We start from the raw sequence: 16,898 nt of genomic DNA on the forward strand, positions 1-16,898 counted from the left end.
GGCGGGACCGGATGCATTGCAGCATTCTTCTTGATCGAGCATGCCGAATTGTTCCAGTACGACTTGATTAACCAAGGTGGTTTACGATAATTCGGTCTCAATTCAGTGGCATCGGTGGCGGGTCAAGCTGAAAGCAGGAGTTAGATGATGCAGTTCAGATACGTGGCGACGGGACTTGTTCTTGCCTTGGCACTGGCCGGTTGCCAGCGCACTTCCTATAGCCCCTATAGTGATCTGCCCGCCCAGCCTTCTCAGCCGGCGCCGCTTCAGGCGCAGCCCGTACCGTCCGTTCAGGGCGGACAGCTGCCGCCGCCTCCCGGCACCGCAGGTTCCTCCCAGTTTCCGAGCGCGCCTGGCGCAAATCCTGCCATGGCGTCGGCCAATGCGGCCGCACCACCTGCGACTGCGCTCGACATCAAGAAGGAAGCGATGGTCGGTAACTGGCGTGTGTCCAATTCCGGTTCGTCCTGCGACATGTTCCTGACGCTCACCAATCTCGGTGGCGGTTCGCGCGGCGGTACCCGCGGCTGCGCTGGCGAATTGACGGCCATGGGCTCCTGGGATGTGTCGGGCAAGATGGTGCAGTTCAAGAACCGGGCCGGCGACGTGATCGGACGGGTCTACAAGAGCGCCGAGAACCGCTTCGACGGTACGATGAACTCAGGCCAGCCGGTCAGCCTCAGCCGCTAGGCGGTTCCCCGCAGTATCCGAGGGCGTCCGGTTGGAACCCATTCCCGAATACACAACGAGCGTCGGTGAGGAGCTGAAGGCCCTGACCGTCTCGGGCGTGTTGACCGCCGACAGGGCCCAGCTCGCGGTTGCCGCCAAGCTCGACCATCTCTTGACCTGCCTTCGCGAGACGAAACCGGCCAAGAAAAAGAGCTCGCTCGGCTGGCTTTTTGCCAAGGGCGGCGGCCGGCCGCGCGAAATCCGCGGTCTTTACGTGCATGGCAGCGTCGGGCGCGGCAAGACCATGCTGATGGACATGTTCTTCAAGAAGGCCCCGACGACCAAGAAACGCCGGGCGCATTTCCACGAATTCATGGCGGATGTGCACAACCGCATCCACGAACACCGGCAGAAGCTGAAGCGCGGCGAGACCAAGCAGGCGGATCCCGTGCCGCCGGTCGCCGCCGCACTGTTTGCGGAGGCGGAGCTTCTCTGTTTCGACGAATTCTCGGTCACCGACATCACCGATGCGATGATCCTGGCGCGGTTGTTCACCGAGCTGTTCGGGCTCGGCTGTGTGCTGGTCGCGACCTCGAACGTGGCGCCGGACGATCTCTACAGGGATGGGCTGAACCGCGGGCTGTTTATGCCGTTCATCGCGCTGCTCAACCGCTATGTGGACGTGGTCACCCTCGATTCTCCCAACGACTACCGCATGCAGAAGCTCGCAAGCCTGCCGGTCTATGTGACGCCGCTCGATGCGCGCGCCGATGCAGCAATGGAATCCGCCTGGCATCAGGTGACCGACGGCGAGAAGGCGGCACCCGCCGAAATCCCGATGAAGGGCCGCAGCATCCATGTGCCGTCGGCGGCGGGTCGGGCGGCGCGTTTCGATTTCAAGGACATCTGCGGCAAGCCGCTCGGGGCGTCGGACTATCTGGCGCTCGCCGATCGCTTCGACGCCATCTTCGTCGAGCACGTTCCGCAGCTCGGGCCGGAGAAGCGTAACGAAACCAAGCGGCTCATCAATCTTGTCGATGCGCTCTACGACCACACGGTACGGCTCTACGTCTCTGCGGCAACGGCGCCGGAGCATATCCTCCTGGAGCGAAAAGGCACAGAAGGCTTCGAGTTCGACCGCACCGTCTCGCGTCTTTTCGAGATGCGCAGCCCCGATTATCTTGCACTGCACCAGGAAAACCGCCGCCGAGTTTAACGGTTTGGTGACAGAAATTCTTACGTTTACGTAAGAATTTTAACATCTAACCGATTGAAAAACTTGAGCGGAAAATAATCGATTGCCATTTTGGGCGGATGGCGGTATGCGGTCTGGCACATTGGTAGGCGAGCCGTAGTCTGCCATGGATTCGGATCTCGAAAGGAAGCTTTTCGATGGCGCGCAAGAAGATCGCACTTATTGGTTCTGGCATGATTGGTGGCACGCTGGCACATCTCGCCAGCCTGAAGGAACTGGGCGACATCGTCCTCTTCGACATCGCCGACGGCATTCCGCAGGGCAAGGGCCTCGATATCGCCCAGTCCGGCCCGGTCGAGGGCTTCAATGCCAAGCTTTCCGGCGCCAGCGATTACGCGGCCATTGAAGGCGCAGATGTCTGTATCGTCACCGCCGGCGTCGCCCGCAAGCCGGGCATGAGCCGCGACGACCTGCTCGGCATCAACTTGAAGGTCATGGAACAGGTCGGCGCCGGCATCAAGAAATATGCCCCGAACGCCTTCGTGATCTGCATCACCAACCCGCTCGACGCGATGGTCTGGGCTCTCCAGAAGTTCTCGGGCCTGCCGAAGAACATGGTCGTCGGCATGGCCGGCGTGCTCGACTCGGCTCGCTTCCGTCTCTTCCTCTCCGAAGAATTCAACGTCTCCGTCCAGGACGTCACCGCCTTCGTTCTCGGCGGCCATGGCGACACGATGGTGCCGCTCGCCCGTTACTCGACCGTCGGCGGCGTTCCGCTCACCGACCTCGTCAAGATGGGCTGGGTCACCAAGGAGCGCCTCGAAGAAATCATCCAGCGCACCCGTGACGGCGGCGCCGAGATCGTCGGCCTGCTGAAGACCGGTTCTGCCTATTACGCCCCGGCCGCCTCGGCGATCGAAATGGCTGAATCCTTCCTCAAGGACAAGAAGCGCGTTCTCCCGGCTGCCGCCTATCTCTCCGGCCAGTACGGCGTGAAGGACATGTATGTCGGCGTTCCGACGATCATCGGTGCCGGCGGCGTCGAGCGCATCATCGAAGTCGAGTTCAACAAGGACGAAGAAGCCGCCTTCCAGAAGTCCGTCGGCGCTGTTGCCGGCCTCTGCGAAGCCTGCATCAACATCGCGCCCGCTCTCAAGTAATCGACGCGCTGAAGTCATCGAAACAGGGATAAACCCATGAACATTCATGAATATCAGGCCAAGGCTCTGCTGAAGGGCTATGGTGCGCCGGTTGCGGAAGGTGTCGCGATCCTAAAGGCTGAAGAGGCCGAGGCTGCTGCGAAGTCGCTTCCCGGCCCCCTCTACGTCGTCAAGAGCCAGATCCATGCCGGCGGTCGCGGCAAGGGCAAGTTCAAGGAACTCGGCCCCGACGCCAAGGGCGGCGTTCGCCTGGCCTTCTCGATCGAGGAAGCCAAGGCGCATGCCAAGGAAATGCTCGGCAACACGCTGGTGACCGCCCAGACCGGTGAAGCCGGCAAGCAGGTCAACCGCCTCTACATCGAAGACGGCGCCGACATCGCCCGCGAACTCTATTGCTCGCTGCTGGTTGACCGCTCGGTCGGCCGCGTCGCATTCGTCGTTTCGACCGAAGGCGGCATGGACATCGAAGCTGTTGCCCACGATACCCCTGAAAAGATCCACACGATCGCCATCGATCCGGAAGCCGGCGTAACTGCTGCTGACATCGCTGCGATCTCCAAGGCTCTGGAACTCGACGGGGCTGCAGCCGAAGACGCCAAGTCGCTCTTCCCGCTGCTCTACAAGGCCTTCAACGAGAAGGACATGGCTCTTCTCGAGATCAATCCGCTGATCGTCATGAAGAATGGTCACCTGCGCGTTCTCGACGCCAAGATGTCGTTCGACGGCAACGCGCTGTTCCGCCACGACGACGTCAAGGCGCTGCGCGACGAGACCGAAGAAGACGCCAAGGAAATCGAGGCCTCCAAGTGGGATCTCGCTTACGTGGCCCTCGACGGCAATATCGGCTGCATGGTCAACGGTGCCGGTCTCGCCATGGCGACGATGGACATCATCAAGCTCTACGGCAAGGAGCCGGCTAACTTCTGCGACGTCGGCGGCGGCGCCGGCAAGGAGAAGGTCGCTGCGGCCTTCAAGATCATCACGGCGGACCCGAAGGTCGAGGGCATCCTCGTCAACATCTTCGGCGGCATCATGCGCTGCGACGTCATCGCCGAAGGCGTTGTCGCGGCAGTGCAGGAAGTCGGCTTGAAGGTTCCGCTCGTCGTGCGCCTCGAAGGCACCAATGTCGAGCTCGGCAAGAAGATCCTCAACGAGTCCGGTCTCGCCATCACGGCGGCTGACGACCTTGACGACGCGGCGAAGAAGATCGTCGCGGCGATCGAAGCCTAACCTGGAAGGACCGGAACCAATGTCTATTCTCGTCAACAAAGACACCAAGGTCATCGTCCAGGGCCTGACCGGGAAGACCGGCACCTTTCATACGGAGCAGGCGCTCGCCTACTACGGCACCAAGATGGTGGGTGGCGTTCATCCCAAGAAGGGCGGCGAATCGTGGTCGTCCGGCGTCGACGGTACGTCGCTGCCGATTTTCACCTCGGTTGCCGAAGCCAAGGAACGGACCGGCGCCGACGCGACCGTGATCTACGTTCCGCCGGCAGGTGCAGCAGACGCGATCATCGAAGCCATCGAGGCCGAAGTCCCGTTCATCACCTGCATCACCGAAGGCATTCCGGTCATGGACATGGTCCGCGTCAAGGCTCGCCTCGACCGCTCCAAGTCGCGCCTGCTCGGCCCCAACTGCCCGGGCATCCTGACGCCGGAAGAATGCAAGATCGGCATCATGCCGGGCTCGATCTTCCGCAAGGGTTCGGTCGGCATCGTTTCCCGTTCGGGCACGCTCACCTACGAAGCCGTGTTCCAGACCTCGAACGAAGGCCTCGGCCAGACGACGGCTGTCGGCATCGGCGGCGACCCGGTCAAGGGCACCGAGTTCATCGACGTCCTGGAAATGTTCCTGGCCGACCCGGCCACGACCTCGATCATCATGATCGGCGAAATCGGCGGTTCGGCTGAAGAAGACGCGGCGCAGTTCCTGAAAGACGAAGCCAAGAAGGGCCGCAGCAAGCCGATGGCCGGCTTTATTGCAGGCCGTACCGCACCGAAGGGCCGCACCATGGGCCATGCCGGCGCAGTGGTTTCCGGCGGCAAGGGCGATGCGGAATCGAAGATCTCGGCGATGGAATCGGCAGGCATCAAGGTGTCGCCTTCTCCGGCCCGTCTCGGCAAGACCTTGGTTGAAGTCCTCAAGGGCTGACGCCACATAAAGGACACTCGCCGCCGATAGATAGGTGGCGATTGATCCGACAAGCTTCGGACAGGCGAAGCGCCATATGCTTCGCCTGTCCATGTTTTGCGTCTCTCAATTTTGTGGGCGCGTGACCGCCAAGCGCGGTTCGGTACCAAGACGAAGACCAAGAAAATGCGGAGGCCGGAGACATCTTCGGTTCCGATTACGTCAGGAGGCGGGCGCGGCGCCCGCAGATAACCATGGCACGGCAAGAAGCCAACGAGCAGTTCCTCATCACCTCTTTCCTCGACGGACAGAACGCGGCCTATATCGAGCAGCTTCATGCCCGGTATGAAGACGACCCGACATCCGTCGCGCCGGAATGGCAGGCCTTCTTCAAGGCACTCGCCGACAACCCGGACGATGTGAAGGCGGCGGCGAAGGGGGCATCCTGGCAGCGCAAGAACTGGCCGATCACGGCCAATGGCGAGCTGGTTTCGGCGCTCGACGGCAACTGGCCGCTCGTCGAAAAGGCAATCGAAACCAAGGTCAAGGCGAAGGCGGAAGCAACTGCTGCCGCGACCGGCAAGCCGGTCAGCGAAACCGATGTGCTGCAGGCGACGCGCGATAGCGTCCGCGCCATCATGATGATCCGCGCCTACCGCATGCGCGGCCACCTGCACGCCAAGCTGGACCCGCTCGGCATTGCCAGCGCGGTCGACGACTATAACGAGCTTTCTCCGACGGCCTACGGCTTCACCGAAGCCGACTACGACCGCAAGATCTTCATCGACAACGTGCTCGGCCTCGAACACGCGACGCTCCGCGAAATGATCGAGATCCTTGAGCGGACCTATTGCTCGACGCTCGGCGTCGAATTCATGCATATCTCCAATCCGGAAGAGAAGTCCTGGATCCAGGAGCGCATCGAAGGCCCTGGCAAGGGTGTCGAGTTCACCCCGGAAGGCAAGAAGGCGATCCTTTCCAAGCTGGTCGAAGCCGAAGGTTACGAACAGTTCCTCGACGTCCGGTTCAAGGGCACCAAGCGCTTCGGCCTCGACGGCGGTGAATCGCTGATCCCGGCGCTCGAACAGATCATCAAGCGCGGCGGCCAGGAAGGCCTTGAAGAAGTCGTTCTCGGCATGCCGCATCGCGGCCGCCTGAACGTGCTGACCAACGTCATGCACAAGCCGCACCGCGCCGTCTTCCACGAGTTCAAGGGCGGTTCGTTCAAGCCCGACGAAGTCGAAGGTTCGGGCGACGTGAAGTACCATCTCGGCGCTTCGTCGGACCGTGAATTCGACGGCAACAAGGTTCACATGTCGCTGACGGCCAACCCGTCGCATCTGGAAATCGTCAACCCGGTCGTCATGGGCAAGGCCCGCGCCAAGCAGGACATGCTTGCCAAGGCCTGGGACGGCGACATCATTCCGCTGAAGGAACGCTCCAAGGTTCTGCCGCTGCTGCTGCACGGCGATGCCGCGTTTGCGGGCCAGGGTGTCGTCGCCGAAATCCTCGGCCTTTCGGGCCTGCGCGGCCACCGCGTCGCCGGCACGATGCACGTCATCGTCAACAACCAGATCGGCTTCACCACCAATCCGGCCTTCTCGCGTTCGTCGCCCTATCCGTCCGACGTCGCCAAGATGATCGAGGCGCCGATCTTCCACGTCAACGGCGACGATCCGGAAGCGGTCGTCTATGCCGCCAAGGTCGCCACCGAATACCGGATGAAGTTCCACAAGCCGGTGGTCATCGACATGTTCTGCTACCGCCGCTTCGGCCATAACGAAGGCGACGAGCCGGCGTTCACGCAGCCGAAGATGTACAAGGTCATCCGCGCCCACAAGACGGTCGCGCAGATCTATGCGGACCGCCTGATCGCCGAAGGCCTTGTCACCGACGGCGAATTCGAGAAGATGAAGGCCGACTGGCGCGCACATCTGGAAACCGAATTCGAAGCCGGCCAGAGCTACAAGCCGAACAAGGCCGACTGGCTGGACGGCCAGTGGTCGGGCCTGCGCTCGGCCGACAATGCCGACGAACAGCGCCGTGGCAAGACCGCCATGCCGATGAAGGAATTGCGTGAGATCGGCCGCAAGCTTGCGACCATTCCGGAAGGCTTCAACGCCCACCGCACCATCAAGCGTTTCATGGAAAACCGCGCCCAGATGGTCGAGACCGGCGAAGGCATCGACTGGGCCATGGCGGAAGCCCTGGCATTCGGCTCGCTTGCCGTCGAAGGCACCAAGATCCGCCTTTCCGGCCAGGATTGCGAACGCGGCACGTTCAGCCAACGCCACTCGGTTCTCTACGATCAGGACACGGAAGAGCGTTATATCCCGCTCGCCAACCTGTCGCCGACCCAGGCCCGTTACGAAGTCATCAACTCGATGCTTTCGGAAGAGGCGGTCCTCGGCTTCGAATATGGCTATTCGCTCGCCCGTCCGAATGCGCTGACCCTCTGGGAAGCCCAGTTCGGCGACTTCGCCAACGGTGCGCAGGTCGTGTTCGACCAGTTCATCTCGTCGGGCGAACGCAAGTGGCTGCGCATGTCCGGCCTCGTCTGCCTTCTGCCGCATGGCTATGAAGGCCAGGGTCCGGAACACTCCTCGGCTCGCCTTGAGCGCTGGCTGCAGATGTGCGCCGAAGACAACATGCAGGTCGCAAACGTCACGACGCCGGCGAACTACTTCCACATCCTGCGCCGTCAGACGAAGCGCGACTTCCGCAAGCCGCTCATCCTGATGACGCCGAAGTCCCTGCTGCGCCACAAGCGGGCCACCTCGACGCTTGCCGAAATGGCCGGCGAGTCTTCCTTCCATCGTCTGCTCTGGGACGATGCGGAAGTCATCAAGGATGGTCCGATCAAGCTGCAGAAGGACGCCAAGATCCGTCGTGTCGTGCTCTGCACCGGCAAGGTCTATTACGACCTGCTCGAAGAGCGCGAAAAGCGCGGCATCGACGACATCTACCTGCTGCGCATCGAACAGCTTTATCCGTTCCCGGCCAAGGCCCTGATCAATGAGCTTTCCCGCTTCCGCAACGCGGAAATGGTCTGGTGCCAGGAAGAGCCGAAGAACATGGGTGCATGGTCGTTCATCGACCCGTACCTGGAATGGGTTCTGGCGCATATCGATGCCAAGTATCAGCGCGTCCGCTACACGGGCCGGCCGGCAGCGGCCTCGCCTGCAACGGGCCAGATGTCGAAGCATCTCGCACAGCTCGAAGCCTTCCTCGAAGACGCGCTGGGCGGCTGAGGGGTAAGGCGGATGGCCTATTTTCACCTGAAGCTCGTTCCGCCTCGGCCGAGTTTTCCGCATGACGCAACGCCGGAGGAAATGACGGCGATGCAGGCCCACGCCGCCTATTGGCATGGCCATGCGGAAACCGGCGCCGCGATCGCTGTCGGTCCCGTCTTCTCGGAAGGCGGGGCTTTTGGCATCGCGGTGGTGGAGGCTGCGGATGCGGCCGCCGCCCAGGCGCTCGGTGACAACGATCCGGTGATCAAGGCGGCTTTAGGCTTCCGCTTCGAAACGTCTCCCATGCCATCCATCATTCTTCGGACGTCTGCGGCGGGTGCCGCGGCCGCCGTCTAAACGAAAACAACCATTCAGGAACTTACACAATGGCCACTGAAATCCGCGTCCCAACCCTCGGAGAATCCGTCAGCGAGGCGACCGTCGGCACCTGGTTCAAGAAGGTCGGCGACACGGTCAAGGCCGACGAGCCGCTCCTCGAGCTCGAAACGGATAAGGTGACGGTCGAGGTTCCGTCGCCGGCTGCCGGCGTCCTGACCGAGATCGTCGCCGCCAACGGCGAGACCGTCGGCCTCGGCGCCCTGCTCGGCCAGATCGCCGCAGGTGCTGCTGGTGCCGCGACCGCCGCCCCGGCTGCAAAGCCCGCGGAAGCCGCACCGGCCAAGGCTGCCGAACCGGCTGCTCCGGCACCGGCCGCCGCTGCCGCCACCTCGATGCCGCCGGCTCCGGCTGCCGCCAAGATCGCTGCGGACAGCAACATCTCGACCGCCGATATCGATGGTTCGGGCAAGCGTGGCCAGGTCCTGAAGGGTGATGTGATCGCCGCCGTCGCCAAGGGCATTTCCGCTCCGGCCGCCGCGCCTGCTGCTCCGGCGGCACCGCGCCCGGTTTCCTCGGCTGACGACGCATCCCGCGAAGAGCGCGTGAAGATGACGCGCCTGCGCCAGACGATCGCCCGCCGCCTCAAGGACGCGCAGAACACCGCCGCCATGCTGACCACCTACAACGAGGTGGACATGAAGGCGGTCATGGACCTGCGCAACCGCTACAAGGACGTGTTCGAGAAGAAGCATGGTGTGAAGCTCGGCTTCATGGGCTTCTTCACCAAGGCCGTCACCCACGCGCTGAAGGAACTGCCGGCCGTCAACGCCGAGATCGACGGCACCGACATCATCTACAAGAACTACTGCCATGTCGGCGTCGCCGTCGGCACCGACAAGGGCCTCGTGGTTCCGGTCGTGCGCAATGCCGACCAGATGTCGATTGCCGAAATCGAGAAGGATATCGGCCGCCTCGGCAAGCTCGCCCGTGACGGCGCGCTTTCCATGGCCGACATGCAGGGCGGTACGTTCACCATCTCGAACGGCGGCGTCTACGGCTCGCTGATGTCCTCGCCGATCCTCAACGCGCCGCAGTCCGGCATTCTCGGCATGCACAAGATCCAGGACCGTCCGGTGGTCATCGGCGGCCAGATCGTCATCCGTCCGATGATGTATCTGGCGCTCTCCTACGACCACCGCATGGTGGACGGCAAGGAAGCGGTGACCTTCCTCGTGCGCGTCAAGGAAAGCCTCGAAGATCCGGAACGCCTGGTTCTCGATCTCTAAGACGGGAACGAACCTATGGAAACGCTCGGGGTCACCGCAACGCCGTACATGACGCTGCTGGCCTTGAGCGTTGTCCTTCTGGTCTTCCATGTCCTGCTGCAGGGTACGCTCTCCACCCGCGAACTCGGCTCGGAGTGGAATGCCGGGCCGCGGGACGCGGGGCTGGCACCGAAGGGCAGGTTCGCCGGCCGCGCGGAGCGGGCATCGAAGAATTTTCAGGAAACCTACCCGGCCTTCGTCGGGCTTCTGCTGGGCGTCGCCTTTGCCGGCGACGACGCATCCGGGTGGGGGCTGATCGGCGGCTGGATCTGGCTTGTTTCGCGGGTCGTCTATATTCCGCTCTATATGGGTGGCGTGCCCTATATCCGGTCCCTCGTCTGGACGGTGAGCCTGATCGGGCTTCTCGCCATGACCATCGCGCTGTTCCGGTGACCCCATGATCGCGTCCTTGAAAACATGGCTTCCGATTTTCTGCCTGGTGCCGAGCATGGCCGTGGCGGCGGAGCGGTGCGCGATCGAGAAGGCGGTCTTCGTCGAGGCGGAAGCCGGAACGGTGCTCGCCTTCAAGCCGGTCGGTTCGGATGCGGCTGTGGTCAGCCACCTCTTCACGATCACTGGGGCCAAGCTGAAGCTCGACGGCAACGTGATGTACGACGAGGAATCCAGGCGCCCGGGCGGCATGGTGACGAACAACTGCCCGCAGGGCGATGCGACGGGCGCGGAGCTCAGGGCCTGCACCGTCTGGACCGGGGTTCCCTACGCCCTTGATGTGGCGACCGGCCATATCGACATATTGGGCGCGGCGAATACCCCGGCACCGGACGCGATCCTGATGCCGGGTTTCGGCCCGGCGATCCGCCATTCGGCGCTGTGGGGCAAGAGCGGTCTCAGGCAAGTGCCCTGGGATCTCTACGAATTCAAGGAATGCAAGGCGGCGTGAGCGAGGCTCCTCCGCGGGTTATCAAGAGAAGGATTTGTGATGGCATATGATCTCGTCGTAATCGGAAGCGGCCCCGGCGGTTACGTCTGCGCGGTAAAGGCCGCCCAGCTCGGCCTCAAGGTCGCGGTCGTGGAAAAGCGCGCCACCTATGGCGGGACCTGCCTCAACATCGGCTGCATCCCCTCCAAGGCGCTGCTGCACGCCTCCGAAATGTTCGCCCACGCCGCCCACGGCATGGACGCGCTCGGCGTCGAGGTCTCGGCTCCGAAGCTCAACCTCGAAAAGATGATGGCCCACAAGGACGCGACCGTTAAGTCGAACGTCGACGGCGTCTCCTTCCTGTTCAAGAAGAACAAGATCGACGGTTTCATCGGCACCGGCAAGATCGTCTCGGCCGGCAAGGTCTCGGTGACCGGCGACGACGGCAAGGTCCAGGAACTCGAAACCAAGAACATCGTCATCGCCACCGGCTCCGACGTTGCGGGCATTCCGGGCGTCAATGTCGAGATCGACGAGAAGGTGATCATCTCGTCCACCGGCGGTATCGCGCTTGAAAAGGTGCCGCAGCATCTGATCGTGGTCGGCGGCGGCGTCATCGGCATGGAGCTCGGCTCAGTCTGGTCGCGCCTCGGCGCCAAGGTCACCGTCATCGAATATCTCGACAAGCTGCTCGGCGGCATGGACGGCGAAGTCTCCAAGCAGTTCCAGCGGATGATGGCCAAGCAGGGCATGGACATCCGCACGGATGCCAAGGTCACCGGTGTCGAAAAGACCGCCACTGGCGCCAAGGTCACCTACGAGCCGGTCAAGGGCGGCGACGCCCAGACGCTGGAAGCCGATGTCGTGCTCATCTCTACCGGCCGCAAGCCCTACACGGCGGGCCTCGGCCTGGAAGAAGCGGGCGTCAAGCTGGACAACCGCGGCCGCGTCGAGATCGATGGCCACTTCAAGACCAATGTCGAGGGCATCTATGCGATCGGCGACGTGGTCAAGGGGCCGATGCTTGCCCACAAGGCGGAAGACGAAGGTGTGGCGATGGCGGAAATCCTCGCCGGCCAGCACGGCCATGTGAACTACGACGTCATCCCGAGCGTCGTCTATACCCAGCCGGAAGTCGCTTCCGTCGGCAAGACCGAGGAAGAGCTGAAGGCTGCGGGCATCGCCTACAAGGTCGGCAAGTTCCCGTTCACGGCGAACGGCCGCGCCCGCGCCATGCTGGCGACCGACGGTTTCGTGAAGTTCCTGGCCGACAAGGATACCGACCGGGTTCTCGGCGGCCATATCGTCGGCTTCGGCGCCGGCGAGATGATCCACGAGATCGCCGTGCTGATGGAATTCGGCGGTTCCTCGGAAGACCTCGGCCGCACCTGCCACGCCCACCCGACCATGTCGGAAGCCGTCAAGGAAGCCGCACTCGCGACCTTCTTCAAGCCGATCCATATGTAAGAATGAACTTCAGACCCAAAGGCCGTCGGATCCTGTGATCCGGCGGCCTTTGCCGTTTATGGAAAGGCGCATTCAGCCGCCGGCCATATTGCCGCAGCGCTTATCGAGTTTACCGATGGCGGCAGTTGCATATTAATGTGAGGCACGATCCAGGATCGCGATGGCACTCATGATGCAAATGTCTATGACGCCTACCAAAACAGCGCCCCGCCTGCCGGACCCGGCACTGCCCCTGGCAGATTGGGCGGATCGCTATGAAATCGTCGTGCCGGCAAGGGAACTGACGGCAATCGAGGCTGCCAGGCTTGCGCTCGGACATTTCCCGCGTTGGGCGCGGGTCCTGATGGCGATCAGAAACGCGGCGGTCGCGCCTTTCGGCCTCAAGTCGTCGGGTACCATTCGCCGAACACGGTGGAGATGATCGGCCTGTTTCCGGTCCTTTCCCAGTCGGCACACCAGGCGGTGCTCGGGTTCGATGACCATCATCTCGATTTCCGCATCGTCGTCGATGTCGATGACAGTCCGAAAGGCAAAACGGTCGGCGTCACCACACTGGTGCGGCGCAAGATCCTGTTCGGCAGGATTTACATTGCCGTCATCACACCGTTTCACAACTTGATCGTTTCGGCGATGCTTTCGAACGTGGGGAAACGGCTTGCAGGCTCTGAAGCCCGGTAACTACGGCGTGTTTTTGCCAATCATCAATTCCAGGATTAAATCTTGGACAGGACCGCCACTTTCGCTTGAGCATCATACGAATGGCCCTAGACTGACTTCCATCGTCCTAACCTTCTGAAAAAGGTCAAGAAAATGGTTTCATCCTTTTCCGTGCCGCAACGTGTCCTGCATTGGTTGATGGCACTTCTGATCCTCTTCAACCTGATCTTCTCCGAGGCGATGGAGACCTATGGGCGGGTTTTCTTCGGCGGCCAGACGCCGACGCCGGAACAGGTCGGCGCTGCCAATATCCACGCCTATGTGGGGATCGCCGTGCTGGTGCTCGCTGTCGTCCGGCTCTGTCTGCGGTTCTTCCAGGGCGTGCCGCCGGAGCCGGAGCAAGAGCCGCCGTTCCTGCGGGTGGTGGCGAAGATCAGCCATTGGGCATTCTACGCGCTATTCTTCGTGATGCCGTTTGCGGGGATCGGCGCCTATTATTTCGGAAACAAGACCGCTGCCTTCGCGCATGCAGGGCCGATGAAGCTGCTGATGTGGGCACTGATCGTCGCCCATATCGCAGGCGCGCTGGTGCACCATTTCTACTGGAAGACCGATGTGCTGAAGCGGATGACGAGTGGTCGATGAAGGATGGGCGGCGTCAATTGACAGCCATCACCTTGAAGCCCTGTTTCCGGATGAGCTCGACGAGGCCTTCCTCGCCCGGCAGGTGCAGGGCGCCGACGGCCATGAAGGCGCCGCCTTGGCCGAGGATGGGTGCTGCCCGATCGGCCATCACATGGTTGCGCTTGCTGACGACGAGGTTCTCGAAGTCGCCGTAACCGGCTTCGTCCTCGGTGCCATCGGGTGCCACGGCCTTCAGCATCGGCATGGCAAGGCCGATGTCGCCGGAGAGATAGACTTCGGTCAGCGTCTCGAAGACATCGTCGACGCGCTTGCCGAGCTTGATGGTCTCGATCAGCGACTTGAGATGCAGTTCTATCGGGATGGCGTTCAGCGCCGCCGCCTGCTCTTCGAGCGTTTCCAGCCCCTTGACCGGCTTGCCTTCGGCGGTGGCCTGCTCGGCGACCTTCTTGTCGAGGAAGGCGACGTTCTGCGCCTTGCGGGCGAGCTCGCACGCCGGCACCGAGACGAGCGCCATCAGCATCCACGGCCGCATGCGCGAGACCGCCGAAAGCGGCACCCCGCGGGCTTTAAGTCCGGCTTCCAGCAGCGCGACGTCGTCCTTCGGCAACAGCGAGTCGATCGTGCTGCCGTCCGTCAGCATCATCAGTTCGGGCTTCGCCAGCATCGCGGCCATGGCCTTCTTTTCGTCGATGACCTCGTCGGATTCGATGATGATCGTTTTCGCCTTGGAATGGGCTTCGGCGGCGCCGAGCGGCATTTTCAGAACCCGCGGATCGGAGACGTGCATGGTGCCGAGCAGGTAGGATGGCGCCAGCCCGTCCTTCTCGATCTTCCAGAAGATGCCCTTGCCGTTCGGCACCTTGGCGGCTTCTGCGACGATCTGGTCGTAGAGCGGTGACTTTTCTGCCTTCATCTCTTCGAGGAGGTTCCGGCCGTCGCATGCGGGCGTTTCCGCGCGCGCAGGGGACAGTGACCCGAGGACGAGAAGGAGAGAGGCAAGCGCCACGACGTGGGCCGCGGCGATCAGCCAAAGCACGAAACCTTGGGCGCGCTTCATGAAAGCGCCGGTGAAAGAGGCAAAGGCGGGAGTCATCATGTCATCCGTCCGGAGAGGTTGCCGGGATATTAGCGATGCCGGCTGCACAAGCGCTTAACGCATTTGGTTAAGACTTCGTTCAGGCGCGGGGATGGGCGCGGTCGTAGACTTCCAGCAGTCTCGACGAATCGACGCCGGTATAGACCTGGGTCGTCGAAAGGCTGGCATGGCCGAGCAGTTCCTGGATGGTGCGCAGGTCGCCGCCGCCGGCAAGCAGGTGAGTGGCGAAGGAATGCCGCAGCGCATGCGGCGTCGCGGTTTCCGGCAGGCCGAAGGCGCTCCGGAGCTTCTGCATTTCCCGCTGGATGATCGCCGGCTGCAGCGGGCCGCCGCGGGCTCCCCTGAAAAGTGGCTTCTCGGTTTCAAGATGGTAGGGGCAGAGTTTCTTGTAGGTCTCGACCGCGTCGAACACGACCTGCAGCAGCGGCACGAGGCGCGTCTTGCCGCCCTTGCCGGTGATCCGCAGAGTTGTCGCGCCCGGCGTCAGGTCGCTGGGCCGGAGGCCGAGCGCCTCGGAGATACGCAGGCCGCAGCCATAGAGCAGGGTCAGCACGGCGGCATCGCGGGCGGCGATCCACGGCTCTTCCTGCAGCTGGGCACCTGTGGTGACGAGGTTGAGCGCCTGGCGGTCGGTCAGCGGCTTCGGCAGGGATTTAGGCTGCTTCGGAGCCCGGATGGCGCCGGCGGCTGCGGCGTTCACCAGGCCCTTGCGCTCGAGATAACGAAGAAATGAACGAAGCCCGGCGAGATGCCGGCCGAGCGATCGGGCCCCGGAACCATCGCGGCGGCGCGATGCCAGGAAGGCGCGCAGGTCGGCCGGACGCAGGGTGTGGATATCGGAGATTTTTGCCGGGCCTGCCAGATGTCGGGTCAGAAACGTCAGAAACTGCCGCGTATCGCGCTCATAGGCATCGAGCGTGTTCTCCGAAAACCGGCGTTCGTTTGCCAGGCTCTCCAGCCATTCGCGGCGTTTCTCGGTCAGATCGGGTGCGGCGATAATCAGCAGCTCATTCACTGTCGGCCCCGTTGAATTTGGATTGGTTGCGCCCCAGATTGCTCTGGACGGCGTTACAAAATCCCTAAGACTGCCTTAGTCGTGGGTAACGATGTCATCGTTCGATCATACGGGGCTGCCATACCAAGCAGGTCCTGCCTGCGGGAGTTTCTATGGCGCGCCGTGATTCTACGACCACTTTTGGACAGTTCGCGGAAACAATCGCCCTCGTTTCACAAGGCAGACCCGGTCACATCGTCGATACGCTGATTGCCGAACGCGGCCAGCGGATCGTCCAGAATCCGCTCTGGCCGGTGATGCGGCCTTTTCTTTACACGCTGCTGCGTTATGGACGAGCGATCAGGTTCGCCAACGACATCTCGACGCTCAGCGGCTTCCAGTGCTTCGAATACATGAGCGATCTCCTGAAGCTGGATGTGACGGTCGCCAATGCGGAGCGCATTCCCGAAAAGGGAGGCTTCATTCTCGTCAGCAACCATCCGACCGGGATCGCCGACGGGGTTGCCGTCTTCGACCTGCTGAAGTCGCGCCGGCCGGACATGATGGTGTTTGCCAATCGTGACGCGGTGCGCGTCAATCCCCGTTTTTCCGAGATGATCATCCCGGTCGAATGGCGGGAGGAACACAAGACCAAGCTCAAGGCCCGCGAGACGCTGGTTCTGACCAACAAAACCATCGAGGACGGCAAGGTCATGGTGCTGTTTCCCTCGGGGCGCATCGCCTATTGGGCGGATGGCCGGCTGAACGAGCGGCCGTGGAAGACATCCGCCGTCAGCCTCGCCCGCAAATACAACCTGCCTATCCTGCCGATCCATATGCGGGCGCGCAATTCCGGCCTGTTCTACTGGTTCGCCAAGTGGTCGACGGAGCTGCGCGACATGACGGTGTTCTACGAGCTGCTGAACAAGAAGGGCGACCATTTCGATTTCACCGTCGGCCGGATGATCCCGCCGAGCGCGCTGGATGGCGATATGACGGAAGTCACCAAGGCGCTGGAACAGCACACGGTGTTCGAGCTTGCCGCGGATGGCGATGCGACCTTCAAGCCCGCCGAGAAGGCGCAGACGGCGTCGGCGGCGTGAG

The 16,898-nt window shown here is 62.4% G+C and carries 15 protein-coding genes and 1 pseudogene; 14 read left to right on the plus strand and 2 right to left on the minus strand.

Going from position 1 to position 16,898, the window contains the following annotated elements; all coding sequences use genetic code 11:
* The first annotated feature begins 147 nt into the window (after positions 1 to 147).
* The 13 genes and pseudogenes from ACZ9EJ_RS20695 to ACZ9EJ_RS20755 all read left to right on the plus strand — a co-directional run bounded on the left by ACZ9EJ_RS20695 (position 148) and on the right by ACZ9EJ_RS20755 (position 13,704).
* Complete coding sequence (locus tag ACZ9EJ_RS20695; protein ID WP_046605394.1) at positions 148 to 690, plus strand: protease inhibitor Inh/omp19 family protein; 543 nt, start codon at positions 148 to 150, stop codon at positions 688 to 690.
* Positions 691 to 721: 31 nt separating this feature from the next.
* Positions 722 to 1,885 (plus strand): cell division protein ZapE, encoded by a 1,164-nt coding sequence (gene zapE / locus ACZ9EJ_RS20700; RefSeq protein WP_046640123.1) that lies wholly within the window; start codon positions 722 to 724, stop codon positions 1,883 to 1,885.
* A 176-nt stretch (positions 1,886 to 2,061) separates the two neighbouring features.
* Positions 2,062 to 3,024, plus strand: a complete 963-nt coding sequence (mdh, locus tag ACZ9EJ_RS20705) for a malate dehydrogenase (protein ID WP_007757753.1) — start codon at positions 2,062 to 2,064, stop codon at positions 3,022 to 3,024.
* Between the two features lie 36 nt (positions 3,025 to 3,060).
* Entirely contained in the window at positions 3,061 to 4,254 is a 1,194-nt protein-coding gene (gene sucC / locus ACZ9EJ_RS20710; protein ID WP_024163886.1) for an ADP-forming succinate--CoA ligase subunit beta, read from the plus strand.
* Between the two features lie 19 nt (positions 4,255 to 4,273).
* Positions 4,274 to 5,179 (plus strand): succinate--CoA ligase subunit alpha, encoded by a 906-nt coding sequence (sucD, locus tag ACZ9EJ_RS20715; protein ID WP_046640122.1) that lies wholly within the window; start codon positions 4,274 to 4,276, stop codon positions 5,177 to 5,179.
* A gap of 233 nt (positions 5,180 to 5,412) precedes the next feature.
* Complete coding sequence (locus ACZ9EJ_RS20720; protein WP_046631921.1) at positions 5,413 to 8,409, plus strand: 2-oxoglutarate dehydrogenase E1 component; 2,997 nt, start codon at positions 5,413 to 5,415, stop codon at positions 8,407 to 8,409.
* Positions 8,410 to 8,421: 12 nt separating this feature from the next.
* Positions 8,422 to 8,748 (plus strand): YciI family protein, encoded by a 327-nt coding sequence (locus ACZ9EJ_RS20725; RefSeq protein ID WP_046640121.1) that lies wholly within the window; start codon positions 8,422 to 8,424, stop codon positions 8,746 to 8,748.
* 29 nt (positions 8,749 to 8,777) lie between these two features.
* Positions 8,778 to 10,016, plus strand: coding sequence for a 2-oxoglutarate dehydrogenase complex dihydrolipoyllysine-residue succinyltransferase (gene odhB / locus ACZ9EJ_RS20730; protein ID WP_046640120.1), 1,239 nt, complete (start codon positions 8,778 to 8,780; stop codon positions 10,014 to 10,016).
* A gap of 15 nt (positions 10,017 to 10,031) precedes the next feature.
* Positions 10,032 to 10,448: an MAPEG family protein gene (locus ACZ9EJ_RS20735; RefSeq protein WP_037081610.1), complete on the plus strand. Its 417-nt coding sequence runs from the start codon at positions 10,032 to 10,034 to the stop codon at positions 10,446 to 10,448.
* A gap of 16 nt (positions 10,449 to 10,464) precedes the next feature.
* Positions 10,465 to 10,956: a hypothetical protein gene (locus ACZ9EJ_RS20740; RefSeq protein ID WP_255743271.1), complete on the plus strand. Its 492-nt coding sequence runs from the start codon at positions 10,465 to 10,467 to the stop codon at positions 10,954 to 10,956.
* Positions 10,957 to 10,995: 39 nt separating this feature from the next.
* On the plus strand, positions 10,996 to 12,402 hold the full coding sequence (gene lpdA, locus ACZ9EJ_RS20745; RefSeq protein WP_046633706.1) for a dihydrolipoyl dehydrogenase: 1,407 nt from the start codon (positions 10,996 to 10,998) through the stop codon (positions 12,400 to 12,402).
* 184 nt (positions 12,403 to 12,586) lie between these two features.
* Positions 12,587 to 13,080 (plus strand): annotated as a pseudogene (locus tag ACZ9EJ_RS20750) (DUF2867 domain-containing protein).
* A 132-nt stretch (positions 13,081 to 13,212) separates the two neighbouring features.
* Positions 13,213 to 13,704, plus strand: a complete 492-nt coding sequence (locus ACZ9EJ_RS20755; RefSeq protein ID WP_046633711.1) for a cytochrome b — start codon at positions 13,213 to 13,215, stop codon at positions 13,702 to 13,704.
* Between the two features lie 13 nt (positions 13,705 to 13,717).
* Here the strand turns inward: ACZ9EJ_RS20755 and ACZ9EJ_RS20760 are convergent, their stop codons facing one another.
* Positions 13,718 to 14,797, minus strand: coding sequence for a TraB/GumN family protein (locus ACZ9EJ_RS20760; RefSeq protein ID WP_046640205.1), 1,080 nt, complete (start codon positions 14,795 to 14,797; stop codon positions 13,718 to 13,720).
* 82 nt (positions 14,798 to 14,879) lie between these two features.
* Positions 14,880 to 15,815 carry a tyrosine recombinase XerC gene (locus ACZ9EJ_RS20765; RefSeq protein ID WP_046640118.1) on the minus strand — a complete coding sequence of 312 codons (936 nt, stop codon included), beginning with the start codon at positions 15,813 to 15,815 and terminating at the stop codon, positions 14,880 to 14,882.
* Between the two features lie 152 nt (positions 15,816 to 15,967).
* Here ACZ9EJ_RS20765 and ACZ9EJ_RS20770 point away from each other — a divergent pair, with 152 nt between their 5' ends.
* A complete protein-coding gene (locus tag ACZ9EJ_RS20770; RefSeq protein WP_046640117.1) occupies positions 15,968 to 16,897 on the plus strand; it encodes a GNAT family N-acetyltransferase in 930 nt (309 codons plus the stop codon).
* Position 16,898: the final 1 nt, after the last annotated feature.

It is taken from the genome of Neorhizobium sp. USDA 3394 (assembly GCF_056280385.1).

What these genes read in the sequence shown, in the direction of transcription:
- ACZ9EJ_RS20695 (WP_046605394.1), top strand. Translation starts at nt 148, where the DNA reads ATGCAGTTCAGATACGTGGCGACGGGACTTGTTCTTGCCTTGGCACTG.
- mdh (WP_007757753.1), top strand. Translation starts at nt 2,062, where the DNA reads ATGGCGCGCAAGAAGATCGCACTTATTGGTTCTGGCATGATTGGTGGC.
- sucC (WP_024163886.1), top strand. Translation starts at nt 3,061, where the DNA reads ATGAACATTCATGAATATCAGGCCAAGGCTCTGCTGAAGGGCTATGGT.
- sucD (WP_046640122.1), top strand. Translation starts at nt 4,274, where the DNA reads ATGTCTATTCTCGTCAACAAAGACACCAAGGTCATCGTCCAGGGCCTG.
- ACZ9EJ_RS20720 (WP_046631921.1), top strand. Translation starts at nt 5,413, where the DNA reads ATGGCACGGCAAGAAGCCAACGAGCAGTTCCTCATCACCTCTTTCCTC.
- ACZ9EJ_RS20725 (WP_046640121.1), top strand. Translation starts at nt 8,422, where the DNA reads ATGGCCTATTTTCACCTGAAGCTCGTTCCGCCTCGGCCGAGTTTTCCG.
- odhB (WP_046640120.1), top strand. Translation starts at nt 8,778, where the DNA reads ATGGCCACTGAAATCCGCGTCCCAACCCTCGGAGAATCCGTCAGCGAG.
- ACZ9EJ_RS20735 (WP_037081610.1), top strand. Translation starts at nt 10,032, where the DNA reads ATGGAAACGCTCGGGGTCACCGCAACGCCGTACATGACGCTGCTGGCC.
- lpdA (WP_046633706.1), top strand. Translation starts at nt 10,996, where the DNA reads ATGGCATATGATCTCGTCGTAATCGGAAGCGGCCCCGGCGGTTACGTC.
- ACZ9EJ_RS20755 (WP_046633711.1), top strand. Translation starts at nt 13,213, where the DNA reads ATGGTTTCATCCTTTTCCGTGCCGCAACGTGTCCTGCATTGGTTGATG.
- ACZ9EJ_RS20760 (WP_046640205.1), bottom strand. Translation starts at nt 14,797, where the DNA reads ATGACTCCCGCCTTTGCCTCTTTCACCGGCGCTTTCATGAAGCGCGCC.
- ACZ9EJ_RS20770 (WP_046640117.1), top strand. Translation starts at nt 15,968, where the DNA reads ATGGCGCGCCGTGATTCTACGACCACTTTTGGACAGTTCGCGGAAACA.